The following is a 23,983-nucleotide window of genomic DNA, read 5'->3' on the forward strand; positions in this document are numbered from 1 at the left end:
CGTTTTTAGTGAGGGGGGGGTTATGCGTTTTTTTGCAGATACCTGCTGGTGGAGATGGTCAGGCGCGTAACTTTTTGGGTCACATGGTGCCGCGTATCGAAGCGGGCACCGTTTGGGGCAACGCTCACGTGCTGCTCGACCCTGCGATGCCGTTTGGTGGTGTTAAACAATCCGGTATGGGCCGTGAGTTTGGTCGCGCGGTAATTGAGACTTACACCGAGCTGAAATCGGTGTGCATCGCGCACTGATTCAGCTGGCGGGTCTGGACTTGAAGACACCACTGAGGACAAAGGCATAACGTTCCGGGCGGATGTAGAAGGTCGTACGGTCGCAGCAGCGGCCGTCGGCAAACCAGGAGGTGCGCTCCATGACCAGCAGTGCCGCGCCACGTTTGATGTGCAAGGCACTGGCCAGGTGTTTATCGGCTTCTTGCGCACGGATCGCCAGATCGGCGCGGGTGACCGCCATGCCGGTGATCGACTCGAGAATGGAGTAGATCGGTTGATGCTCGACTTCAGTCCAGACCACGCTGGCCAATTCGGCCGGTAGATGGCTGCGGCCCAGTGCGATGGGTTCGTCATCGACGAAATGCAGTCGTTCCAGAAGCAGGCAGTCGTCCGCTTTTTCAAACAAACCACGCAATGCCTCTGGAACCGGCTGCAGGGTATGGCTGATGACGCGCATGCTCGGTTCGAGCCCTTGCAGCAACAAGGCTTCATGAAAACTGCGCAACGCGTCCAGGCCGTGCCGCACCTGTTTGGCCGCCACGAAGGTGCCTTTGCCTTGCTTGCGTTCCACCACGCCGTCGTCGCTGAGTTTGCCCACCGCCAGGCGAACGGTGACGCGGCTCACCGCAAAGCGTTTACCCAGCTCTGCTTCTGACGGCAGCTTGCCGCTGGGCTCAAAGTCGCCGCGTTGAATCTCTTCCAGCAATTGCTGGGCGATCTGCTCGTAGAGTGAGGTGGTGCTGTCGCGAAGAATGGACGTAGACACTGTCGGTTTCCATGGCCTTGGAGGAGGGCGGTGCGCCTTCACTTCTAAGGTTATAAAAATAGGTTATTGGGACGACTTGTATTAATACGTATTATGTCAGGCATTCCCATTGTAAACGACCTGACGACACTTGCCATGTTCAAAACCCTCCCTTACGCACAGCAGCAAGCCGATGCGCTGACGGTCGATGACATCAGCTTCAGCTACCCCAATGGCCATCGCGTGTTTTCCTCTTTCAGTCTGAACGCCAGACCCGGTGAATTCGTCGCGATCCTGGGGCCATCCGGCTGCGGGAAAACCACCTTGCTGAACTTGTTGTCAGGTTTTCAGCAACCCCAGAGCGGTCAGATCAGTATCAACCAGACGGCGGTGCGTCCAGAGCGTTCGGAGTTGGGTTATGTGTTTCAGGCGCCGCAGTTGTTTCCCTGGTTGAGCGCCTTGGAAAACGTCCGTTTCGGCCTGCGGATGGCGGCCCGGATCAACGAATCGCAACAGCGTTCTCAAGCCTTGCAGTATCTGCGTCTGGTCGGTCTGGAGAATGCCGCGCATCGGTTGCCGCATCAGCTTTCTGGCGGCATGCAGCAGCGGGTTTCCCTGGCCAGGACCCTGGCATTGGAGCCCAGCGTGTTGCTGATGGATGAGCCATTCGCTGCACTGGATGCCATCAGCCGCAACAGCATGAACGAAGAGACCTTGCGCATCTGGGCCGAACTGGGCCAGACGGTGCTGTTCATTACCCACGATATCGACGAAGCGGTGTTTCTAGCGGATCGGGTCATCGTGCTCAACATCGCCCCCGGCGGTATCCACAGCGAATTGAATATTCATCTGCCGCGCCCTCGCTCCAACCTGAAAACCCGCCGCCTGCCGGCCTTTCTCGATTACCGCAATGAGCTGATGGAGCGCATTTCCCAGGTCATGGAAGTGTCTGCAGCCTCCGCGTATCCAACCCGCCAACCTGAGTTGACAGCATGATCAAACATTCGCTGCTTGCCCTTTCCTTGTCTGTTGCCGCCTTGGCCAGCAGCGTATTCGCCGTGGCTGGCGAAGAGAAACCCTTGCGTGTGGGTTACGTATTCGCCATGGCCAACGCCCCGGCGTTGATCGCCGACAAACAGGGTTACTACCGCGAGGAAGGCTTGAATGTCGATCTCCAGGCCTTGGGCGATGGTCCGGTGATCCAGCAGGCACTGGCCGCTGGCGAGCTGGATGTGGCCTATGTCGGTACACCGCCGGTGTATCAATGGTTTTCCCGGGGGCTGCAAAGCCGGATTCTGGCCAAGGTCAATTACGGTCAGGCTGCGGTGATTGTCGACGCCAAGAGTCCGGTTACCACCCTGGATGAACTCAAGGGGAAAAAACTGGCCGGGGTCAAGAAGGGCAGTGGCATGGATGTGCTGTTGCGCGGCTATGTCCTGAAAGAAAAGGCCGGGCTCAATCCTGACAAGGATCTGGACATCATCGACATGCCACCCGGCAACATGAACGCGGCGCTGGAGCGCGGCATTGTCGATGCGGCGTTTTCCTGGGAACCCTTTGTCAGCCAGTCGTTGTTGCGCGGGTCGAGCCGGATCCTGCTCGACGTCAATCAGGCGCTGCCGAATTACCCTTGGTACGTGGTGATCGCCTTACCCAAAACCTTGCAGGAGCGACCGGACGATGTGGTCAAGCTGTTGCGTGCGCACCGCAAGGCCATCGCCTTTCTCAACGAGCACCCCGATGAGTCGAATCGAATCATCGCCGAGGCGTTCAAGCTCGAGCCGGTGCAAGGTGCTGACGGCAAGACCATCGCCCCGCAAACCATCGTCGCTCAGGCACGTACCCGGTTGGGTTGGTCAGCGGACTTGCAGCCTGCGGATATTCAATTCATCCAGCGCCTGATGAATTACTCCCACGACCTGGGCTTTATCGATACCACGCTCAAGACCGAACAGATCGTGGATACCTCCTACCTGCAAAAAGCCTCGCACTGAGTCTGTCATGTCCTTGCCAAAACCGAATTGGGGATGGGCGTCGCTGCCATGCCTGCTGTTGATCTGGGTCGCTCTGGCCAGCCGCTTTCCCACTTACATCCTGCCGCAACCCTGGGATGTTGCCCGCGAGGCTGTGCGCTGGCTGAGCGACAGTTCGCTGTGGCAGCACCTGCAGGCCAGCGTCCTTGAAGAGGTTGGCGGCTTCTGCGCGGCGGTGATCGTTGCAGTTCTGCTCGGTACTGCCGGTGGCCTGTCCTCGCGGTTTCGCGATTTCATCTCGCCGCTCAACAGCCTATTCATGGCCATCCCGCCGATCGCCTGGGCGCCGCTGATCATGATCATTTTCGGCTTGGGCTATGTCTCCATCGTGCTAGTGATTTTCATTGCCGCGATGTTCCCCATGGCGGTGACCATTCAGGAGGGCGTGCAGAGCATTCGCGGTGGTGAAGTCCGCGCGGCACGTACCTTGGGCGCCAACCGCTGGCAACTGCTGGCTCACGTTTACCTGCCGGCCTCGTTGCCCTTCGTGACAGCGGCCTTGCGCATCGGCTTCAGCCAGGGCTGGAGGGCATTGGTCGCGGCGGAAATGATCGGTGCCTCCCAGGGCATCGGCTGGATGGTGTCGACGGGCGGGCAGATCGGCAACAGCAGCCAGGTGTTGCTGGGCATTGTCGTGATCGGCCTGATTGCCTGGCTGATGGAGAGTTTTGTGTTCAGGCGCATCGAGCGTCACTACCAGAAATGGCGAGTGCAATAAGCATCGTCATTTGATTTCAACCCCCTTCAAACCTTCAGTGGACCACTGCACGAGGTGTCATGTGAGTAACGTTTTCGATCCCCGCGAAGCCGGGCATTACATTGCCCCTCAAGGCCTCTACGAACGCAACAAAAGACGCCCGTTTCTGGGCCGCATCCACTGTGATCGTGACACGCTGATTGCCGGTCAATGGGATGAAATCACCCTGGTCTACGAGGTGGGTGGCAGCGGCCTGGCGGACGGCGCCTGGCTGAAACTGGCCTTCAAGTTCTACTCTGACTGGGCCTTGTTCCAGACGTCGAATCCGGCCGGCCCCAACTATGTCAGCGCCGAATATCAGGCAGGCGAGCTGGTCCCTGGCCAGAGCCAGGCCTCTGTGCAGCATCTGAAAGTGCGCTTCGACCAGAAGGGGCATGAACGGCCGTTTCAGAAAGCGATCATCATCGACATCATCGACGGTTACCTGAATCCGGGAGATAAAATCATCATTCGCCTGGGCGATCGTCGTCAGGGCGGCGCGGGTACGCGGGTGCAGAGTTTTGTCGAGAAAGACTTCCGTTTCCGTCTGTTTATCGACCCGTTGGGCAGTTCGAAATTTGCCGAGGTGCCGGGTGATCCGCTGCTGAACATCGTGCCGGGACCGGCGCAGAGCGTGCAGTTGGTCGTGCCTCGTCTGGTCAGCGCGGGTGAGGCGTTCGACGTACTGCTCAGGGTTGATGATGCCTGGGGTAATACCTGCCGCAACTTGCCGCTCAAGGGTGTCCTGACCCTCGTTGACCCTGAAGGGGGCGAGCGACAACAACCGTTCACTTTAGCGACTGAAGGCTGGGCGACTGCCCGGCTTGAGGGTTTTGATCTCGGTGCGGTGGGGGAGTGGCGTTTGTCGGCCGCGGTGGCGGCACCTTTTGTGCGCGCCGCTCAGGCGTTTGTCACGGTCGATCCGGCCGGCACCGCATTGCGCCCGCTGTACGCCGACCTGCATGTGCACTCCGATGACACGGTGGGCACCAACGACACCTTGTACAACCTCAGCTACGGTCGCGATGTCGCCGGGCTCGATGTCCTCGGTTACACCGCCAATGATTTCAATATCACCGAGCAGCGCTGGGATCAGGCGGTCAAGCTGATTCACGAACTCAATGAACCAGGACGATTTGTTTGCTATCCCGGCACCGAATGGTGCGGCAATTCTTGCGCGGGCGGCGACCGTAATGTGGTGTTCCTGCATGACCGCAAACCCGAGTTTCCCTTCGACAATCAAGGGCGATTGGTGCGTTCCTTCGAGTGGAACGAGTTCACCGCCGGCACCATCAAGCCGGGTGCCTGGCCGGTGGACGAGTTGTATGCCGCCTATGCCAAGGACCCCGAAGGTCATCTGATGATGCCTCACGTCGGCGGGCGCCGTTGCAACCTCGACTGGCACCATCCTGAGCTGGAACGCCTGATCGAAGTCGGCTCGGCCTGGGGGCAGTTCCATTGGGTCTACGCCGAAGCGCTTCAGCGTGGCTATCGAGTGGGTGCCGCGGCGAACAGCGATGAGCATCAGGGCCGTTGTGGCGGCGGTGTTCCGGCCACGGCGGTGTTCGGCTCTCGCGGCGGGCTGACCGGCGTGATGGCTGAGGCCTTCGATCGAGCCAGTGTTGGCAAGGCCCTTCGCGCCCGTCGCACGTTTGCCACCACCGGCGAACGTTCATTTGCCAGCCTGCGCCAGGGCCAGCATTTTATGGGTGAAGTGTTCACCGCCGATGCAAATGCCACGCTGGACTATCGACTGCTCGGAGAGGCGGGTTGGGAGCAGGTCGATCTGTTCGATGGCGACAAGCTGATCTGGTCGCGCAACCTGCACCAGGAGCTGGGTTTTTCCAGCCAGCGCATTCGTCTACGCCTGGGCGGCGCACGGATCAAGGATCGCTATCGCGGTGCCTACTGGACCGGCGAGATTCGCGTGACGGGTGCGGTCATCAACGGCTTTCGCGCCTTGGGGCTCGATCACCCCGAGCAAACCGTATGGCGCAAGGATGCAACGGTTCTGGCTTTTCGCACCGACACCAATGGCGACACCGACAGCATCGAAATCGACCTGTCGCAATTGGCCGGCGCCACGCTGCAGGTTCATAGCCGCATCGATAACTACATCAAGGTTGGCGACCCGTCTGAGCCGCAACCTTACGTGCATGCGCCGACGGTGTTGATGGAGTTGTCCGGTGATGAGTTGCTGGTGCAATCGCAAGTGACCGAAGAGCTGCCGGGTGCGGAGTTGAAGGTGTCCCTCGAAAGGACAACCGCTGCGCCGCTGCCTCGAGAACTGCAAGGGCAAATCGAGCTTGCCCGGTTGAATCTGGAGCAGGGGCGTGAACATCCATTATTCATCTGCGCCCGGCAGCGCGATCAATCCCGAGTCTGGACCTCGGCGCTGTTTCTTACGTTATAAACGCTCACACCCCGCGGCGTTTTCCTCAAACGTTCGGCGACTGCTTACTGATCCCATCGGGGGCATGACATAGGGCGTCAGCCCTTCGGTGTGGGTCGATGTTAAGAAAATATTCGGTCAATTGCGGAGTAATCGAGCTGTCGCACTGACAAAAACCAGCAAAACGACCAGGCAGCCCAGGGCGAATGACAAAGTGCTTAGATGGGCGACCGCTCCGATAAATACGGGGCCTATCAGAATGCCCGCGTAGCCCATCGAGATGACAGCGGGGATGGCTACCGCTTGTGGCATACGTTGCTGCCGGCCTACTGCGGTAAAGAGCACAGGGACAATGTTTGAGCATCCAGCACCAACCAGGGCGTAGCCAATCAAGGACGCGGGCCAGCCATCGAACCCAAGCGACACGATCATGCCAGCGGCTGCGCAGAGCCCGCCTAGCGCGACGACGCGCACGCCGCCCAGTTTGCTGACGATGGCATCTCCTGTCAGGCGGCCCACCGTCATTGCTGCGGCGAAGGATGCGTAGCCCAGACCGGCGATACTCGGCTCTAACCCTCGGCTCGACACAAGGAAGACCGCGCTCCAGTCGAGCATTGCCCCTTCAGTGAGGAATACGATGAAACAGAGCGTCCCTAAAAACAGCACGATACCCCTGGGTACCGCGAACATTGGTCCACCCCGTTCAGTGCCATAAGTCAGCAAAGCAGGTGCAGCCTTGTAAAGCACCCCCATAACGGTGGCAACGATGCTGAGCGCAGCAATCAATGGATCCAGGCCGAAGGTCAGCAGCGAGGTCATCGCCCCCGCGCCCAATATGCCTCCGACGCTGTAAAGGCCATGAAAGCCGGACTGAAGTGCCTGTCCGCTGTTTTTCTCGACAATGACGGACTGTATGTTCATGGCGCAATCAAGCATACCCATGCTGGCACCGAAGATAATGACAGCAATGACCAGGCCCGGCAGCCACACCACAGTGCTCAACAGCGGAAGAACGGCACACAGTGCAATAGTTGCCCAGATGACGACCGGTCGGCATCCATAGTGTGCAGTGAGATAGCCAGCGAAGGGCATGGCCACGATTGATCCACCGCCAAGGCCGAGAAGCAACAGCCCCAAGCCACCGTCGTCCAGGCCTGTACGTGCTTTAACCAACGGAACCAGAGGCGCCCAAGCGGACATGAGCAGACCCGCGATGAGAAAGGCGATGCGTGTGGACATCCGCTCGCTGTAGTTATCAGTTGATATCAATAATGACGATGGAGCATTCATAATGATTCGGTAATCCTTATCGACGTGATGCTAGCGATCATCTGTTCGGCTTCGATCTCGCAGGCTTTTATTTTTTTTTGCATCTCGCTATGTTTCGGTGGCTTTAGCGTCTGCGCTCGTATGTTGCTCTGTAACTACTAGGCGCCACGCCAAAGAAATCGCGAAATCGCATATGAAAATTGGCGAAGCTGCAAAAGCCAGTTGCAATAGCGATATCGGTGATCGGTCGATTACTCTGCAGAATCAGCTGGCGTGCTCGAGTCAAGCGCAACTCTAGATAATAACGTGTGGGGGTGGCGCCTACGAAACGGCAGAAGCGGCGCTCTAATTGTCGTCTGGAAATTTTTACACATTCAGCCAGTTCGTCGATCGATAGCGGTTCTTCGATATTCTTTTGCATCAGTTCTAAAGCGAGCTTCAGGGTTTGCGGCAGCGTGGGGTCCGAGTCAACGACGACAGTTGATATCCCAGAGACTTCAGTCGTTTGATCGCAACTGAGTATTTCCTCTACAGCATGGGTCAGTGACAGATCTTTTTTAGCCGTGATGAGTTCTAGCATCATTCGTAACGAGCTACTGGCGCCAGCGCACGTGATACGGTTTCTATCCATTACATGAGTTCGACTGGAGACCAGGACTTTGGGAAAAACATCCTCCATCATCGCTCGCCCATCTGGATGGAAAGCGCACTCGAAACCGTCCATCAACTGAGCTTCAGCCAGGAAAAATGCACCGTTCCACAAACCGCCCATGGTCGCGCCATGAGAGGCGATGTTGCGTAGCTTGCGCCGTAATTGTGGGTCGCTGATCAGCTTTACTCGTAAACCGCCCGCAACGATGAGGACATCTATACGATCCGGTAATTGTGAGAGCTCCAGGTCTGCTGAAATTGCAATCCCCAGATCGCTCATGACCAGACGACTCTTGATACCGACGGTTAGCACTTCGAAAGCCGGTGTCTCGCTAATCAGGTTTGCGGTCACCAGCGCGTCTATAGCGCCGGTGAAGGACATCATCGAGAAATTGTTTAAAAGCACGAAAGCTACACGAGTCACCGTCTGCGGCTTTACTGGTTTCTCCGCCGTATAGGAGTACCCCATATTCTTGTCTTTAAGCACACTCTCGAATACGAATGGCATAAGTCCTCTTTGACACCTGAACAAATAGCTGAGAAGCCGTTGTGGAATCTAGACAGCGGGTTTTGGAGCGGACAGCAACAAATCAAAGAGCGACTGGCAATCGTCACTGTCAGGTAATGTTTCAACACTGTTCTTGATCGCATTGCTGAGCGTGGTTCCGAGACTGTCATCAGCCAGCAAATGGTATTTAGCCGCGAGTTCGTCACTCGACATTGGGTTGCCGGGGTCGCCCTTGGCTGTCGCCGTTGGGCTCGTAAGACGTGTGCCGTCTTTCAGGGTAACGGTCACTCGGGAGAGAATTTCCTCCGGGAACCTGGCGGACAGGTCAGGCGCCTCATGAAGGGTTATTTTTGCGCTGACGCTTAAAATGTCTGGCGAATGAATGGAGTCCCCGGTGACCTCGTCAGGGCCGAGTTTTCCGCGAACGATCAAGGCGGCAAGCGGGAACGCTAATGCATACTGGGCCTCGTCCGCATTCTTCGGAAAGTGCCCCTGCAAGCACACAGACTCGTGGAATGTCTCGACATCGATGGTCTCGATCAACTCTGCAGTAATGACTGGATGTGCTCGCATCAAATCGGTCATGGCTGTGAGTGCCGGTTGTGCCCAGCGACATACCGGCCACGGTTTGAAATATTGCTCGTCGATCTCCCAGCGGGTTCCGATGTCCTGCCAGAAAGTGGAAATCTGCAAAGGTTCAACGGTGGCGGCTGGAGCGCCAGTGACACCTATCTGTGCCATCAGTAGTGCGTTCAGTCCTGCATACGCACCGGCGCCGTGGGCATCACGCAACATCGTGGGAAAGTTCACCAGGCGCATCATCGGGCACCTCGGGCCAAAGTATTCCGCGATACCCAGTGCATGACGGAACGTCGTTTCATCCAGCTTCAGCAGGCGGGCTCCGGCGCAAACGACCCCGATCCCGGAAAAGGCACCTGACGCATGATATTCCGGGGCCGTGGCCATTAATGCCTGGCCCGCACGCAAAGCGGTCTCGTAACCGATGCACAGTGCGCTGAAGAATTCCTCGCCGCTAATGTCTTTGCCTTGACTGCGATACGCATCTACCAATGCAACGATGGCCGGGACAACAGTTGCACCCGCATGCCCCTTGGATGTGAAGTGACCTTCATGCGCATCCAGGCTATCTACGCAAAAACCGCCTGCATACGCGGCGCCCAATGGGTGTACGGCCCTGCCGTCGAACCAAAGGCGGCTGGACAGCTTGTTGGCAGAGTAGTGGGCGTCAGCGTAGGTTTTAAGCATCACACTGGTTTGATTGTTGCGAGCGCCGGCGGCCACGCCAATGATGTCGAGCAGGCATGTTTTAACCAGCTCGCGTGTATGCAGGGGAGCGTCCTTGTAACTGAAATTCTGGACGAATGAATACAGTTGCATTTCAAGATTCCCGAATGATGAACGCCGGAACGGATAAAAAGTTACCCGATGAAGGGCAACTTTTTATTCAGTTTTAAAAGAAGGGGATTATTTTTTTGCGGTGGCGGTATTAGCAGCGGCGCGTGCGTCTGCCAGCCAGCTGTCGTATTTCGCGCGATGAGCCGCGATCCATTCTTTGGCGTGCCGGGTGATGTCAGCTGCACTTTTTTCACCGTTGTGCATTTTCAGATTTTGCGCGCTTTCATCGTCGGTAGTGATCTGCATTTCAGACAGAAACTTCACCGCAGCCGGATTTTTCTCGGCGAACTCTTTATTGATTACCGCTCTGACACTGTCTACCGCGAAGCCAAGGTTTTTACCGTTGAAGGTCGTGTTGGTATCGTTTTTGCCACCTGGAAGATCCGTACGCGGTACGGTCAACCACACAACATCTTTACCTTCGACCAGAACACCGGAGATCCACTGAGGTACCCAGGTGTAATAGAGAATCGGCTTACCTTGTTTATAACGAGCGATGGTGTCCGCCATCAAGGCAAAATAAGAGCCCTGGTTATTGGAAACGGTCTTTTCCAAGTCATAGGCTTTCATGTGGTGCGCAATGATGAGTTCACAGCCCCAACCCGGGTTGCAACCCGTGAGGTCAGCTTTACCGTCGCCATTGGCATCAAACAGTTTGGCAATTTCCGGCTTCTGCAAATCTGCGAGCGAGGTGATGTGGTGTTCATCGGCCGTTTTTTTGTCAATCATGTAGCCTTGCAACACGCCCGGCATGATGGCGCCGGTTTTCACCATCCTTTCATCGCCGCCGGCCTTCTCGTAGAAGGATTTGTGCAGTTCCTCCCACAAATGCACCGAGAAATCCGCGTCACCATTGGCAATCGCAACCATCATGGTGGAGTACTCGGTTTCCTTTGGTGTTTCAACGTCGTAGCCCAATTCCTTGAGACCCGCCATTGCAATTTCTCCGCGAAATCGCTCCTCGGCGATTGACGGGAAAATTGGGGTGATTGATACCCCTTTTCCAGGCTCCTGCGCCGTGGCGGCTGATGCGAAAACAGGGGAGACCGCTAATACTAAAAGTGCCACAGAATGAATGAATTTCTGTTTTATTCCGAAGGTTGTGAAGTTCATTACCGTTTACCTTGGCTGGGTTAAGTTGTTGGCAGTTCTTTTGGTTCCCGACGCCGCTTGGCGGAGTTAGCTTTCTTTGGGACTGACTTCTATTTTCGTAATAGTGTTTTTTCTCTTTAGGCGATAAATGACACCCGCCGGGCCGGTCTGGTACCAGTGCTCACCTTTGGTTGCCCTGTTACTGCGTTCGCCCATTGCCTGGGTCAGGCGGTCGAGGAAAATCGCCAGAAGTACCAGGCCCAAACCACCGACGGTAGCCAAGCCCATATCAAGGCGACCAATTCCGCGAAGTACCATCATCCCCAAGCCGCCAACCGAAATCATTGATGCGATCACCACCATCGACAGTGACAACATTAATGCCTGATTCAAACCCGCCATGATCGTTGGAGCAGCTAAAGGAAGTTGAACTCTCCTCAGCATCTGGCGTGGGGTGCATCCGAAAGCCCGGGCGGCCTCGACCTTATCTTCCGGAACCTGGCGAATTCCCAAGTTGGTGAGCCGCACGAGTGGAGCCACCGAAAAGATGATTGTGACCAGCACTCCCGGTACGTTGCCGATACCGAACAGCATCACCACGGGTACCAGGTAAACGAATGCCGGCAGGGTTTGCATGGCATCGAGTACCGGGCGCAGCAGCATCTCGAGGCGGTCACTACGGGCACACAGGACACCCAGCGGTATGCCAATAACTGCGCAGAAAAACAGTGAAGTGAGCACTAGGGCGAGGGTGATCATGGCGTCATTCCACACGCCGATTACCCCTAATAAAGTGAGGGTAACAAAGCAAAGGATACCTATTTTTTTTCCTCCCACCTGCCAGCCAAGGAGCGTCGCGAGGATAATGAATATTGACGGAGGAATAGACAGCAAACCGTACTGAATGCCATTAAGAACTTGATCGATCGGCCATCTTATCGAGCGAAATACCTCGCGGAAATTATGAACCAGAAAATTCAGGGCAACTTCTACCCATTGGCCCAAGGGGACGTTGATGGATTGAAACGGGTCTAGAAAATTGAATTCGTTCATGCTAATCACCTGAATGTCCGAGCCTGGCAAGCCAGCAAATAGAGCCTATTAGTGTCGGCTCATTGTCTGAAGCAGTAGGCTCTTGGAGATCGTGCCTTTGAACACACCCTGGCGATCCAGCACGGCAACTGGATTAACGGCATCAGCAACGATGTGAAAGACGTCCTGCAGGAGTACATCGTCGCGCAGCGTAGGAGTGGATTGATCCATGGCGTACGGATGCTCTGCGCAGATTTTGGCAACATCACCAGCCTTGAGGATCTTCGAGGCATCAAAGCCCCTGAAGAAAGCTCTGACATAATCGTTCGCCGGGTTGCAAAGCAGCTCTTGCGGGGTACCGATCTGCACTACTCGGCCACCCTCCATGATCGCAATGCGATGGCCGATGCGAATCGCTTCGTCAATGTCATGCGAGATGAAGATGATGGTGCGATGTTGTTCTGCCTGCAGGCGAATCAGTTCGCCCTGCATTTCGTGGCGAATTAATGGGTCGAGTGCCGAGAAAGCTTCGTCCATCAGCAGGATGGCGGGGTCGTTGGCCAGCGCTCGGGCCAGGCCTACTCGCTGTTGCATACCGCCGGACAGCTGGTGCGGATAGCTGTAGGCGTGGCCATCGAGCCCCACCTGTTTGAGTGCCTCAAGTGCACGTTTATGCCGCTCGCTCTCCTCGACACCAGAGATTTCCAGGCCGAAAGCAACGTTGTCGATCACACTCATGTGGGGCATTAGGGCGAACGACTGAAACACCATGCTCATGTCTTTGCGACGAACGCTAAGAAGATCTGCGTCCGACAGACCGGTGATTTCCTGGCCGTTAAGATGGATCGTTCCGGAGGTTGGCTCGATCAGTCGATTGAACAATCGCACCATCGTCGACTTTCCAGAGCCGGAAAGTCCCATGATGACGAAAATCTCTCCACGTTTTACGGAGAAACTGGCATCAAAAACGCCAACGACTTGACCGGTTTTGCTGAAAATTTCATTTTTATCAGCACCGCGAGCCAGCATCTCCATTGCGAGCTTTGGCTGAGCACCAAAGACTTTGTAAATGTTTCTTACCGAGAGTATCTCGTCACCAAGACTCATAACCCCTCCTGCTGCAATTACGACGTAAGATCAAGAAATCAGGTGTACGCGTCTTGATCAGTTCAGACGGTGCTTGTGGGGGCAGTCAAGCTGGGAGAAAGGTTGGGAATTAGTCATTGTGACTATCCTCTTTATTATGTGATGTTTTTTATTTTTGTTTTATCGATGCTGAATTAAGCAGTACCTTGAGAACTAAGTTATTACCTAATAGAGTCAGCGTCTAACAACATTTATTCTGACCAATCAATAACCTCATGTTATCGATCCTGCATTGATATCCATTTTCGATGCCGGCAGTGCCTGTTATTAAGCGAAGTACCGTTCCCCCTGTCGTAGACCTTCTCTTTCAGCTACTCTCAAGCGTAAGCTCCAGGTGGAATCTTCCCGCCGATCTCATCCCTTAAGGCCCTCTCTGGGGCCCTTGAACCGGACATTGAATACTCTAGGTTATGGTTAAGCACATCGATCCAGACATGACGTTGCTGAAAATGCCGTCCCTGAAAGCAGTCAAGTCATTCGTAGCGGCTGCCAAATACCAGAGTTTCACGCGAGCGGCAGAGGCACTATGCGTTACTCAGGCGGCAATCAGTCGCCAGATTCGGGAGCTTGAGACGTACCTTGGGGTTGATCTCTTCAAAAGGGTCGGTCGAGCGGTCGAGCTGACTGAGGCCGGCTCCATTTTTTTCGATGCCGCGCAGCTATCCTTCGTAAACATCTCCCAGGCAGCGGAGCGCATCCGCACCAACAATGCAGGCAAGCGCACGCTGACGCTTTGCTGTTCTCCAGCATTTTCGGCTCTTTGGTTAGCCGCCAAGCTGCCGGGTTTTTTCACTCAGAACGCTGACATCGATCTGAACCTGGTGACCACCCAAAACTTTTTGTCGATGGAGCCCGGTGTAACGCCGGACATCTTCATCACCAAGATGGCCAAGGTTCAGGACGGTTATCGTAGCTATCCGTTGTTTCATGACGTCATCTACCCGGTGTGCACACCTCGATATAAAGAGGAGCATCCTGAACTGTCCAGCCTGGAAGGATTGCGCGACGGGGTTTTGCTAAATCTCAGCCCCTATGGCAGATCCCAGGTAGCGGAGCACGTCGATTGGGGCGTTTGGCTGGCTTATCACGATGTTGATATTGAAAAGCGGCCGCACGATAGCCCTCACGTTTTCAATGCAAACGACTACAACCTGGTGATAAGCATGGTTTTGACCCACCAGGGTGTAGCCCTTGGATGGAATCACCTGGTTGAAAACCTGATCGAAAACGGATCACTGGTTCGTCCGGTCGAAGAGGAAGTGGTTCTTCATGAAAGCCAGCACTATCTTACTTTTCGTGAAGATCGGGTGAATGATGAAGCGTGTTGTCGACTACGAGACTGGATTCTCGCGCAGTTCTCAAAAGTCGTTTGAACGCTAATGACGGCAGTCAGCTGACTTTGATGGTAGGGGGAGGGTGTAAGAAGACACCGCTAACAATTTTTCGAAGAAAAAACAAAGGTAGGCCGGTGGTGATAATTCGTGGTTCTCACCACCGGCAGTGTTGCCCTTACCCAACAGACCTTAACGGGATCGTGTCATTGAGTTGCTCAAGCATCGTTTTGCAGTACCAATCATCAAACTGACACACGCCAATTTCGCTGGCCACCGATAACGGCCCTGGCTCGTAAGCTGGAGAGTTAACCCCTACCTGTGCGCCTTCGACCAATGTGCGGTCTTGATCATTGGTGGCGAGCCAAACCTTGGTGAGTCGATCGAGATCGTAGTCGACACCTTCCTGCGCGTCTTTCTTAACAATCCATTTCGTAGTGACCAACGTCTCATTCGGGCCGAGAGGCAGGACGCGGAAGCTCAGCGCGTGATCGCCCAGAAAGTGGTTCCAGGTCGATGGGTAATTGAAATAAAGCAGGGCACCGATGTTGGCTTCACCCGTGGTGTCCAACCGGCCCGATACCGCAGGCTTGCCATCCATCGTGTAGCTGACGGCCCCTGAAAACAGTGGTATGCGAGTCATTCGGAAGCGACCATCCTCGTCCATGACCAGTCGGCTAGGCAGGCCCGCCGCTTCGCAGCGATCCCAGTGCTCCTTGAGTTCGAGATCCTCATCACCGCCAGCGCCGCCCACTGATGGGTTGTCCACGAATGAGTGCATCAATTCCGGGTGAGTGAAATCACAGTGGTAGCACTCGCGGTTGTTCTCGAAAACCAGTTTCCAGTTGCCTTTCTCGATGATGTTCGACTCAAACGCAACTTTGCAGTCATCCAGATTATGCGGCGCAACGAAAGGGGTTACGGATTTTCTGAATGACGAGAAGTCTGGGGCGACGTCAGCTACGCACACGTAAATGTAGCTCTCTACGATCTCGCAATGGACGGGTTTCAACCCATACTGGGACTTGTCGAAATCGTCCCCCATGTTTCCGGCGAAAAGCAGTTTGCCATCCAGCTCGAATGTCCATTTGTGGTAAGGGCACACCAGCTTGGCGACCTTGCCGCTTGCTTCCGGACAGACTTTGGATCCGCGGTGGCGACAAGCGTTGTGGAATGCACGAATCTGTTTATCTGCGCCACGGACGACGGCGACGGGATAATCGCCGATTTGCAGCGACAGGTACTGGCCCGACTTTTCCAGCTCAAATGTATGCCCTGCGAATATCCAGCTTTTGTGCCAAATCTGTTCCAGATCCTGCCGATAGACGTCTGGGTCGTTATAAAGGGCACCCGGCAGCGCATGGTCAGGTTTGCGCTGCGCAATAAGATTTGAAACTGCCGATTTAGTGCTCACGGTCAACACACTCCAAAAACCAGGGGGCGACACGTTCAGTCGGCTCAGGTAAGTGAGGCTAAACGGTCTTGAGTTCGTTTCTACATCGTTTAAGTCGAGCTTGGGCAAACGAGTCGCCAATGGGGACGGTCGTACCCGGAAGTCTTCAAGCGCTAATTCACCGGTAAAATATCGCTGTTCTAAAGACTACGTCGGCAATCACACCTCAACAAGAAACTTTTACGCTTATCAATGCATAAACAAATGTTATCGATTGATAGCTGGGTCATAATGGATAATTCGTAACAGATTGAATTTAAAGGAAAAATAATTTTTCTTTCTCGGCGGGGTATCGCCTTAAAGATGTATGCGCGAGAAATACACGCTATTGACCACTCTATTGCCCCATGCGAGTCTGAATTCAACAGTTAGCGGTGCCTGGCAGTAAAACAACCTCTAGAGGTCAAAAGTGCGGTAATTGATCTCGTGTTTGAATGCTGGGAACAGTCCCGTGAAAACATGGAAATTTTTATCGCGCCTCAAGGCATCAAGGCTGACGCGCTCGTTGAACTTTCACGCAACTCGCATTCGGAGAATTTATCTTGAAATTTGAAGGTATTTATACGCCAGCAGTAACGCCCCATAAACCTGACGGGGAGATCGACTGGAGTGTTTATTCGGAAGTTTTGGAGTCGCTGATTGAGGCGAAGGTACACGGCATTATTGTCGGCGGGTCGACCGGCGAATATTACGCGCAGACTTCAGAAGAACGTACTGAACTCGCCGCTTATGCGAAAGATGTCATCGGCACGCGGACGCAGCTGATAATCAGCACCGGCGCGATTCGCACTGAGGATTCTGTTCAGTACGCGAAAGATGCCAAGGCTATCAATGCGGACGCCATTCTTGTCACTTCTCCGCCGTATGCGTTGCCGACGTCCGAGGAAAACGCGATCCACGCCCTGACCATTGATCGCGCGGCCAATCTACCGATCATGCTTTACAACTACCCGGGGCGCATGTGCGTTTCCATGGACGCGGATTATTTCACCCGTGTGAGTCAATCGAAAAACGTCGTGGCCATCAAGGAAAGTTCCGGCGACATGGGGCAAGTGCATCTGCTCGCTCGCGAGTTTCCGAATATCGCACTGTCATGCGGATGGGACGATCAAGCGCTGGAGTTTTTTGCCTGGGGGGCCAGAAGTTGGGTCTGTGCGGGATCGAACTTCCTGCCGAGCGAGCACGTAGCGCTTTATGAGGCTTGCGTGATTGAAAAGAACTTCGACAAGGGCCGCCAAATCATGTCAGCAATGATGCCGCTGATGAATGCGCTGGATGGCGGCAAGTTCGTGCAGTCGATCAAGTACGGTTGCGAGCTTAACGGACTGAAAGTAGGGGATGTGCGGTTGCCGCTCCAGCCACTTCATGCCGAAGAAAAGCAAAGCCTTGCATCGGTCATCGCCGAACTAAAACGCAACGTAGCCAACATCACTTCGGGAGCCAGCCATGGGTGATCTTCTGAGCAAGGCCGAATACGCGGCCCTCGCGAAAAACATGTCGTTTCCTTCCAACGCATTCATCAATGGTGCGTTCAGATCAGCCATCTCTGGCAAAACCTTCGCCACGACCAATCCGGCGACAGGTGAGTTTTTGACAAATATCGCTGCCTGCTCATCTGAGGATGTCGACTTTGCGGTCGCTAATGCTAAAGAGGCCTTTGAGGATGGCCGCTGGAGATCGATTTCTCCCAGGGAGCGCAAAGCTGTTCTGCTGAAGTTCGCGAATCTGCTTGAAAGCCATCAACACGAACTGGCCGTCCTCGAGAGTCTCGATAGCGGTAAGCCTGTCAGTGAATGTCAGTTGGTGGACGTGCCGGATACTATTCACACAGTGCGCTGGCACGCGGAACTGATCGACAAGATTTATGACAACACCGCCCCGGTGGGCAGCGACGCGCTGACCATGGTTGTGCGTGAGCCGATTGGCGTCGTGGGTTGCGTATTGCCCTGGAACTTCCCGCTGCTGATGCTGGCCTGGAAAATTGGCCCGGCGCTTGCCGCAGGCTGCTCGGTCATCATCAAACCTGCCGAACAGACCACGCTGACCACGTTGCGGGTCGCGGAGCTGGCGTTTGAAGCGGGTGTTCCCGCTGGCGTGCTCAACATTGTGACCGGCACTGGCAAAGAAGTCGGCGAGCCGATTGGCTTGCATAACGACGTCGACATGGTGAGCTTCACCGGTTCCACCGCGACCGGCCGTCGTTTCCTGCATTACGCTGCTGATTCGAACCTTAAACGCATCGTACTCGAATGCGGTGGGAAAAATCCGGCCGTGGTGATGGACGATGCTCAAGACCTGGATCTCGTCGCTCAACATGTCGTCAATGGCGCGTTCTGGAACATGGGCGAAAACTGCTCCGCGACCTCGCGCCTGATCGTTCATGAGTCGGTCAAGGATGAGTTGCTGCAGCGCATGGGGACCTACATCCGCGAATGGAAAATGGGCGATCCACTGGATCCGGAAAACCGCGTAGGGTCGTTGGTCAGCCCGGAGCATTTCGCAAAAGTGAAGTCGTACCTTGAGCATGCCACTGCCGGGAAGCTCGAAGTCGTGTACGGCGGCGCAACCAAAGACGGTGCCTTCGTAGAGCCGACGGTGATTGACGGTGTCGACAGAGAAAGCCGGTTGTTCCAGGAAGAGATCTTCGGCCCGATTCTTTCGGTCACCACCTTTAACACGATCTGCGAAGCGATCGCCTTGGCCAATGACACGGTGTACGGCCTGGCCGCTTCTGTTTATACCGGCAGCCTGCGTCGGGCGATCAAGTTGTCGCGAGAAATCCGCGCCGGCATTGTCACCGTGAACTGCTTTGGCGAGGGCGATGCGTCGACGCCTTTCGGCGGCTACAAAGAGTCAGGGTTCGGCGGTCGGGACAAATCCATTTTTGCCCATGACCAGTACACCGAAATCAAAACCATCTGGATCGATGTGTCTGATCGGTCGGATGAAGAGACCGGAAAATGAGCACCCATACCATCAAGCGCCTGCCGGTAGACACCGGGGTTTCAGGTTGGGAGGCGATTTCCGCACGCACTGCGCCTGTTCGCATACTTGATGGAAATGTGACGGCGGATTGGCTGATCATCGGTGCCGGTTTTGCCGGCCTTTCCGCCGCACGCAGGCTTTCACAGTTACACCCGGGTGACAGCATTGTTGTGGTCGATGCTCATGAGGTCGCCAAGGGGCCAGCGGGAAGAAATTCCGGGTTCATGATCGATGTGCCGCACAGTCTGTCGTCCGGGGAGTATTCCGTTGCCAGTGAGTCCGCAACCGCTCTGGAAATCACGCAAAATCGTTTCGCGATTGATTTTGCCGCGCAAGCCGCACGCGAGTACGGCATGTCTGCAGACACCTTCGACCCTTCGGGGAAGATCAACGCTGCCGCCACTGAGCGTGGATTGAAGCTGAACGTCAATTACGCCAAATCCCTTGAGCGCATTGGCGAAAAGTTCGAGATGTTTGATGCCGTGCAAATGCGTGAAATCACCGGGTCCACCTATTACCAGGGTGGGATCTATACCCCCGGCGCCGTGCTGATTCAACCCGCACAATACATCAGAGATCTGGCGGCAGGGCTGGAGGGGAAAATCACTCTCTTTGAGCGCTCTCCGATTATTGAAATGTCGAAGCAGGGTAGCGGCTGGACAGCTCGGTCTCATCGCGGGGTTATTAATGCGCCCAAGGTCATTCTGGCGGTCAACGGCCACATTGAAGACTTTGGTCATTATCAAGGGCGCCTGCTGCACGTCTTTACGTACGCCTCCATGACGGCAGCGTACAGTGATGATGCGTTCAAGAAAGACGTGCCGGGTAACACCAGGTGGGCATTGTTGCCGGCTGATCCAATGGGAGCGACTGTTCGCAAGATCTCTTCAGACGGTCTCTCGCGAATCGTCATCCGGACAAAGTTCACCTATGACCCGAGTATTCAGGTCACTCCAGAGCGTGTAGCTGCGGTTGCCAAAGAGCAGCGACATTCCTTGGATGCACGCTTTCCAGAACTGAAATCCACTCCCTTGGAGTTCAGTTGGGCCGGCCGTCTGTGTTTGAGCCGTAACAGCGCCGCTGCATTTGGCGAGATCGAAGAAAACCTCTATTCGGCTTGCTGCGAAAATGGGTTGGGAACGGTCAAGAGCACCCTGGCAGGTGTAATGGCGGCGGAATTGGCTTCGGGTACACGTTCTGATTTTCTGGATAGTTTCAGTCACGCGCCAGGACCCAGCAGGCTACCCCCCAAAATAATAACGAAGCTGGGCGTCAGTTCGGTTATTCGTTGGCATGAATTTTGGGCCGGGCGAGAAGGTTAGTAAGTTTAAGTTGTCGGCTTTTCCTGGAAAGGCCGTTTAATAAGTCACTAATAAGAACGGATTAATCCATGAAGAATATTTGGAAGGCATTCTGCGCGCTCGCGTTTGTGGGCATGATGAGTTTGCAGGCACAGGCAGAAGAAAAAACCATAGTAATGGGTACTATGTCCTGGGAGGACTTGGTGCCCATTACTGGCATAACCAAGAAAGTACTTGAGAATGCAGGGTACACCGTAAAAGTCGTGGAGTTTTCCGAGTGGGGTATCGCCTATGCTGCACTAAGCAAAGGGGATATTCAGGTGTTGGCATCCCAGACTGACTACGCTGCAGCAGATTATTGGAAAAAGAATAAAAACAAAATTGAGAAGCTGTCGCCGGTCTCCTATGGTCTTTATCAGGGTATGGCAGTACCCAGTTACGTAGACATCGACTCCATTGAACAGCTGAATGCAAACTCGGAAAAACTGGGGAACAGAATCATTGGCATCGAGCCGGGTTCGGGTTTAATGAGTGACGCGAACAATGTCGTCAAAGCGTACGACATCAAGCTCAAGCTGGTCGAAGGCAGTACGTCCGCAATGACGGCGGCTTTAAAGTCGGCAGTCGATCGCAAGGAATGGGTGGCGGTAACCGTCTGGGATCCTTCATGGATGACCAAGAAGTTTGATCTCAAATTCCTGAAAGATCCAAAAGGGGTCTTCCCGCCATTGCAGGGTTATTACTGGATCGGACACAAAGGCTTCGCTGAAGCCAATCCCCGTGCGCGCGAACTGATGGCCAGTGTTTATGTGCCCATCACGGACATCACCGCGATGAATGCTGAAGTCAAGGATGGCAAGACTATGGACGAGGCTATCAAGGGCTGGATTGATAGTCATACAGATCTTGTAAATCGTTGGGGAAATATCAAGAACTATTAAGTTTGTTTGCCACTGCCGCCCTTTGATTAATTAAAGAAACCAGCAAACAACTGGTTCGATGGATTGCGAAATGACAATGGCTACAATTAATACTGACGAAGTGCTGGTGGATTGCCAGTCGGTTTGGAAGATCTTCGGTAAAAGTGCACCGGCAGCCATGGACGCTGTTGTCCAGCAGGGGCTTTCAAAGACCCAGATCCTGCAAAACTACGGCTGCGTGGTCGGGGTTTCCGATGTCAGTCTCCAGGTTCGCCGGGGGGAGATCTTTTGCATCATGGGTTTGTCCGGCAGTGGCAAGTCCACCCTTATAAGGCTGCTCAACAAGTTGATCACCCCGAGCTCGGGGAAGGTGCTGGTCAAAGGCAAGGACGTTTCATCCTTGTCGCCCGCGCAGCTGCGAGAGGTGAGGGCGCGTCACATAGGTATGGTCTTTCAGAGCGTTGCCTTGTTGCCTAACCGGACGGTACTGGAGAACACGGCATTCGGTCTGGAAGTGCAAGGCGTGGGTAAGGCCGAGCGTTATAAAGTGGCCGAACAGGCACTGGCGAAGGTCGGGTTGAGCGAGTGGACTTCGCGCTATCCAGGCGAGCTGTCTGGGGGCATGCAGCAACGAGTCGGGCTGGCGCGTGCACTCACTGCCGACCCGGAAATAATATTGATGGACGAGCCGTTCAGCGCGCTTGATCCGCTGATTCGCCGGCAGTTGCAGGATGAGTTCCGCCAGCTCACCAAGGAGCTGGGCAAGTCCGCGGTCTTCATTACCCACGACCTGGACGAGGCCATCCGCATCGGTGACCGCATCGCGATCATGAAGGATGGCGCCATCATTCAGGTCGGCACTGCTGAGGAGATCGTACTCAATCCGGCTGACGACTACGTGGCGGAATTTGTCGCCGGCATTTCTCGATTGCATCTGGTGAAGGCTCACTCGGTCATGACGTCTGTCCAGGCCTACCAGGTAGCACACCCGACTTGCGACATCACCAGGCTCACCCAAACCTCGCTTGACGCCGATATCAATGAGCTTATCGGATTGACGATGAAGTCCAGGCGCGATGCGCTTGCCGTCGTCGATAACGGAACAGTGGCAGGGATCATTACGCCCCGTGATCTGCTGCGTGGCGTTCAAGGTATTCCCAACGAGTTGGCGCCAGTACCAACCGCCAGTGAGATGGGGGCGTCCGCATGAGCACGCCGGATTTTTCTAGTCAGTTTGATACCTCCATTGATACAGGACTGGAATGGCTTTCGGATAACGGTGAGTTCGTGTTCGATGCCGTCAATGCGGTGTTGAAGGGTATTTACGAGGGCGTGCTGTGGTGTATCGCCTATCCACCGCATTACGTCGTAGCGATTGTCATGGCGTTGATTGGCTGGCGTGTTGCGGGCGTTCGCTTTGCGATTCTCACAGGCCTGGCCTTGTTGTTTTGCGACATCATTGGTTTGTGGTCAGAGACAGTCAGCACGCTTGCCCTGGTGCTCACTGCCACCGTGCTGGCACTGTCTGTCGCCATTCCGCTGGGAGTCATCGCTGGTCTGGCGCCTGCCTTTGATCGTGTGGTTGATCCTTGTCTGGATTTGATTCAGACGATGCCGCCTTACATCTACCTGCTACCGGCCATTGCGCTGCTCGGCTATGGGCCTGCCACGGCGCTGTTGGCGACTTTTATCGTCGCGCTTCCCCCGGCTCTACGACTGACCTCCCTGGGGATTCGCATGACGCCCAAGGAGTTCATCGAGTTGGGAGATGCCAGTGGCGTGACTGGAATGCAGATGTTTTTCAAGATCCGCTTACCGTTCGCCATGCCTAGCATTATGGCCGGCGTTAACCAAAGCCTGATGATGGCGTTCGGCATGGTGGTCATCGCCGGCATCGTGGGTTCGGGTGGTTTGGGCGAGGCGATCTACGGTTCCATCCGTACATTGGATATCGCCAAGTCGATCAACGCGGCCATCGCAATTGTGATTCTGACCATGATTCTGGATCGTCTGGCGCAGAGCGCTGCACGGACGCGGGTGGGGGCTTGCCAATGACAACGCACATTCAGTTTTCTCCAGGCGATTACCTGGCTCCAGCCGTTGACTGGCTGAACGCCAATTTGCATGGGTTGTTCAAGGGCATCAGTCAACTAATCGAGACGGTACTGGGTGCGGTGGAGGGCGCGCTGCTTGCTCCCCATCCCTATTTGTTCATCGGTATTGTCGTCGTTGCGGCGTTGTTTTTTGCCAATAAGCGAGTCGCTGTTTTTGCTGCGGTGATGTTGGCTTTTTGTTTGTTCGCGGGCCTTTGGGTCGCGTCCATCCAGACAATCGCGCTCGTCAGCGTGTCGGTCCTGATCTCTGTTGCCATCGCTTTTCCGCTGGGTGTTCTGGCGGCCCGGGTGAAGCGTGTCGATGAAGCATTGCTGCCGATTCTGAACATCATGCAAACGGTACCGCCTTGGGTTTACCTGATCCCTGCTGTGATGCTGTTCAGCTTGGGGCGGGTGCCGGCAATCATCGCGACCATCGTGTATGGCATTCCACCGATGCTCAGGCTGACGACCCTTGCCTTTAAGCAGCTGCCCAAGGATCTACTCGAGTTGGGCCAGGCGTCCGGTGCTTCGCCGAAAGACATTTTGTTCAAGATAGAACTACCGACTGCCGCACCCACACTGTTGGTAGGCCTGAACCAATGCATTCTCATGTCCCTGGCGATGGTGGTGCTGGCAGGTCTGGTGGGGGC

The 23,983-nt window shown here is 55.1% G+C and carries 21 protein-coding genes; 13 read left to right on the plus strand and 8 right to left on the minus strand.

From position 1 onward, the window contains the following. Nucleotides 1-248, plus strand: a 248-nt coding sequence (locus ACCC96_RS28780) for an aldehyde dehydrogenase family protein (protein ID WP_413697568.1), incomplete at its 5' end; no start/stop codon positions are given. Between the two features lies 1 nt (nucleotide 249). Here ACCC96_RS28780 and ACCC96_RS28785 read toward each other — a convergent pair. Then, nucleotides 250-993, minus strand: a complete 744-nt coding sequence (locus ACCC96_RS28785) for a GntR family transcriptional regulator (RefSeq protein ID WP_413697569.1) — start codon at nucleotides 991-993, stop codon at nucleotides 250-252. A gap of 135 nt (nucleotides 994-1,128) precedes the next feature. Here ACCC96_RS28785 and ACCC96_RS28790 point away from each other — a divergent pair, with 135 nt between their 5' ends. From ACCC96_RS28790 to ACCC96_RS28805, 4 genes are all read left to right on the plus strand, one after another. Continuing rightward, nucleotides 1,129-1,968 carry an ABC transporter ATP-binding protein gene (locus tag ACCC96_RS28790; RefSeq protein ID WP_413697570.1) on the plus strand — a complete coding sequence of 280 codons (840 nt, stop codon included), beginning with the start codon at nucleotides 1,129-1,131 and terminating at the stop codon, nucleotides 1,966-1,968. After that, the gene (locus tag ACCC96_RS28795; RefSeq protein WP_413697571.1) at nucleotides 1,965-2,966 is read left to right on the plus strand and encodes an ABC transporter substrate-binding protein; all 1,002 of its coding nucleotides are present in this window, start codon (nucleotides 1,965-1,967) and stop codon (nucleotides 2,964-2,966) included. The genes ACCC96_RS28790 and ACCC96_RS28795 overlap by 4 nt, the downstream gene beginning before the upstream one ends. Before the next feature lie 7 nt (nucleotides 2,967-2,973). Further along, nucleotides 2,974-3,723, plus strand: a complete 750-nt coding sequence (locus ACCC96_RS28800) for an ABC transporter permease (RefSeq protein WP_413697572.1) — start codon at nucleotides 2,974-2,976, stop codon at nucleotides 3,721-3,723. Between the two features lie 61 nt (nucleotides 3,724-3,784). Further along, the gene (locus ACCC96_RS28805; protein ID WP_413697573.1) at nucleotides 3,785-6,154 is read left to right on the plus strand and encodes a hypothetical protein; all 2,370 of its coding nucleotides are present in this window, start codon (nucleotides 3,785-3,787) and stop codon (nucleotides 6,152-6,154) included. Nucleotides 6,155-6,271: 117 nt separating this feature from the next. Here the strand turns inward: ACCC96_RS28805 and ACCC96_RS28810 are convergent, their stop codons facing one another. The 6 genes from ACCC96_RS28810 to ACCC96_RS28835 form a co-directional block, all read right to left on the minus strand. Next, on the minus strand, nucleotides 6,272-7,423 hold the full coding sequence (locus ACCC96_RS28810; RefSeq protein ID WP_413697574.1) for an MFS transporter: 1,152 nt from the start codon (nucleotides 7,421-7,423) through the stop codon (nucleotides 6,272-6,274). A gap of 103 nt (nucleotides 7,424-7,526) precedes the next feature. Beyond that, nucleotides 7,527-8,561 (minus strand): GlxA family transcriptional regulator, encoded by a 1,035-nt coding sequence (locus tag ACCC96_RS28815; protein WP_413697575.1) that lies wholly within the window; start codon nucleotides 8,559-8,561, stop codon nucleotides 7,527-7,529. Nucleotides 8,562-8,609: 48 nt separating this feature from the next. After that, complete coding sequence (locus ACCC96_RS28820; RefSeq protein WP_413697576.1) at nucleotides 8,610-9,959, minus strand: MmgE/PrpD family protein; 1,350 nt, start codon at nucleotides 9,957-9,959, stop codon at nucleotides 8,610-8,612. 87 nt (nucleotides 9,960-10,046) lie between these two features. Further along, nucleotides 10,047-11,090: a glycine betaine/L-proline ABC transporter substrate-binding protein ProX gene (proX, locus tag ACCC96_RS28825; RefSeq protein WP_413697577.1), complete on the minus strand. Its 1,044-nt coding sequence runs from the start codon at nucleotides 11,088-11,090 to the stop codon at nucleotides 10,047-10,049. Nucleotides 11,091-11,156: 66 nt separating this feature from the next. Continuing rightward, nucleotides 11,157-12,122 carry a glycine betaine/L-proline ABC transporter permease ProW gene (gene proW / locus ACCC96_RS28830; RefSeq protein ID WP_413697578.1) on the minus strand — a complete coding sequence of 322 codons (966 nt, stop codon included), beginning with the start codon at nucleotides 12,120-12,122 and terminating at the stop codon, nucleotides 11,157-11,159. Between the two features lie 48 nt (nucleotides 12,123-12,170). Continuing rightward, nucleotides 12,171-13,208, minus strand: a complete 1,038-nt coding sequence (locus tag ACCC96_RS28835; RefSeq protein ID WP_413697579.1) for a quaternary amine ABC transporter ATP-binding protein — start codon at nucleotides 13,206-13,208, stop codon at nucleotides 12,171-12,173. Nucleotides 13,209-13,657: 449 nt separating this feature from the next. On the opposite strand from ACCC96_RS28835, the gene ACCC96_RS28840 reads away from it, so the two are divergent. Beyond that, on the plus strand, nucleotides 13,658-14,620 hold the full coding sequence (locus ACCC96_RS28840) for a LysR family transcriptional regulator (protein ID WP_413697580.1): 963 nt from the start codon (nucleotides 13,658-13,660) through the stop codon (nucleotides 14,618-14,620). 136 nt (nucleotides 14,621-14,756) lie between these two features. Here the strand turns inward: ACCC96_RS28840 and ACCC96_RS28845 are convergent, their stop codons facing one another. Next, entirely contained in the window at nucleotides 14,757-15,992 is a 1,236-nt protein-coding gene (locus ACCC96_RS28845) for an aromatic ring-hydroxylating oxygenase subunit alpha (protein ID WP_413697581.1), read from the minus strand. 581 nt (nucleotides 15,993-16,573) lie between these two features. Here ACCC96_RS28845 and ACCC96_RS28850 point away from each other — a divergent pair. The 7 genes from ACCC96_RS28850 to ACCC96_RS28880 form a co-directional block, all read left to right on the plus strand. Further along, nucleotides 16,574-17,485: a dihydrodipicolinate synthase family protein gene (locus ACCC96_RS28850; protein WP_413697582.1), complete on the plus strand. Its 912-nt coding sequence runs from the start codon at nucleotides 16,574-16,576 to the stop codon at nucleotides 17,483-17,485. Continuing rightward, complete coding sequence (locus ACCC96_RS28855; RefSeq protein ID WP_413697583.1) at nucleotides 17,478-18,995, plus strand: aldehyde dehydrogenase; 1,518 nt, start codon at nucleotides 17,478-17,480, stop codon at nucleotides 18,993-18,995. Before ACCC96_RS28850 ends, ACCC96_RS28855 begins: the two co-directional genes overlap by 8 nt. After that, nucleotides 18,992-20,338 carry an NAD(P)/FAD-dependent oxidoreductase gene (locus ACCC96_RS28860; protein ID WP_413697584.1) on the plus strand — a complete coding sequence of 449 codons (1,347 nt, stop codon included), beginning with the start codon at nucleotides 18,992-18,994 and terminating at the stop codon, nucleotides 20,336-20,338. The genes ACCC96_RS28855 and ACCC96_RS28860 overlap by 4 nt, the downstream gene beginning before the upstream one ends. Before the next feature lie 68 nt (nucleotides 20,339-20,406). Continuing rightward, entirely contained in the window at nucleotides 20,407-21,258 is an 852-nt protein-coding gene (locus ACCC96_RS28865; protein WP_413697585.1) for a glycine betaine ABC transporter substrate-binding protein, read from the plus strand. A 70-nt stretch (nucleotides 21,259-21,328) separates the two neighbouring features. Continuing rightward, nucleotides 21,329-22,447 (plus strand): quaternary amine ABC transporter ATP-binding protein, encoded by a 1,119-nt coding sequence (locus ACCC96_RS28870; RefSeq protein ID WP_413697586.1) that lies wholly within the window; start codon nucleotides 21,329-21,331, stop codon nucleotides 22,445-22,447. Beyond that, nucleotides 22,444-23,292, plus strand: coding sequence for an ABC transporter permease (locus tag ACCC96_RS28875; RefSeq protein WP_413697587.1), 849 nt, complete (start codon nucleotides 22,444-22,446; stop codon nucleotides 23,290-23,292). The genes ACCC96_RS28870 and ACCC96_RS28875 overlap by 4 nt, the downstream gene beginning before the upstream one ends. Then, nucleotides 23,289-23,983: ABC transporter permease (locus ACCC96_RS28880; RefSeq protein ID WP_413697588.1), on the plus strand; the 695-nt coding region annotated here is incomplete at its 3' end. The genes ACCC96_RS28875 and ACCC96_RS28880, both read left to right, overlap by 4 nt.

The organism is Pseudomonas sp. Pseusp11, assembly GCF_047304405.1.
Lineage (GTDB): Bacteria > Pseudomonadota > Gammaproteobacteria > Pseudomonadales > Pseudomonadaceae > Aquipseudomonas.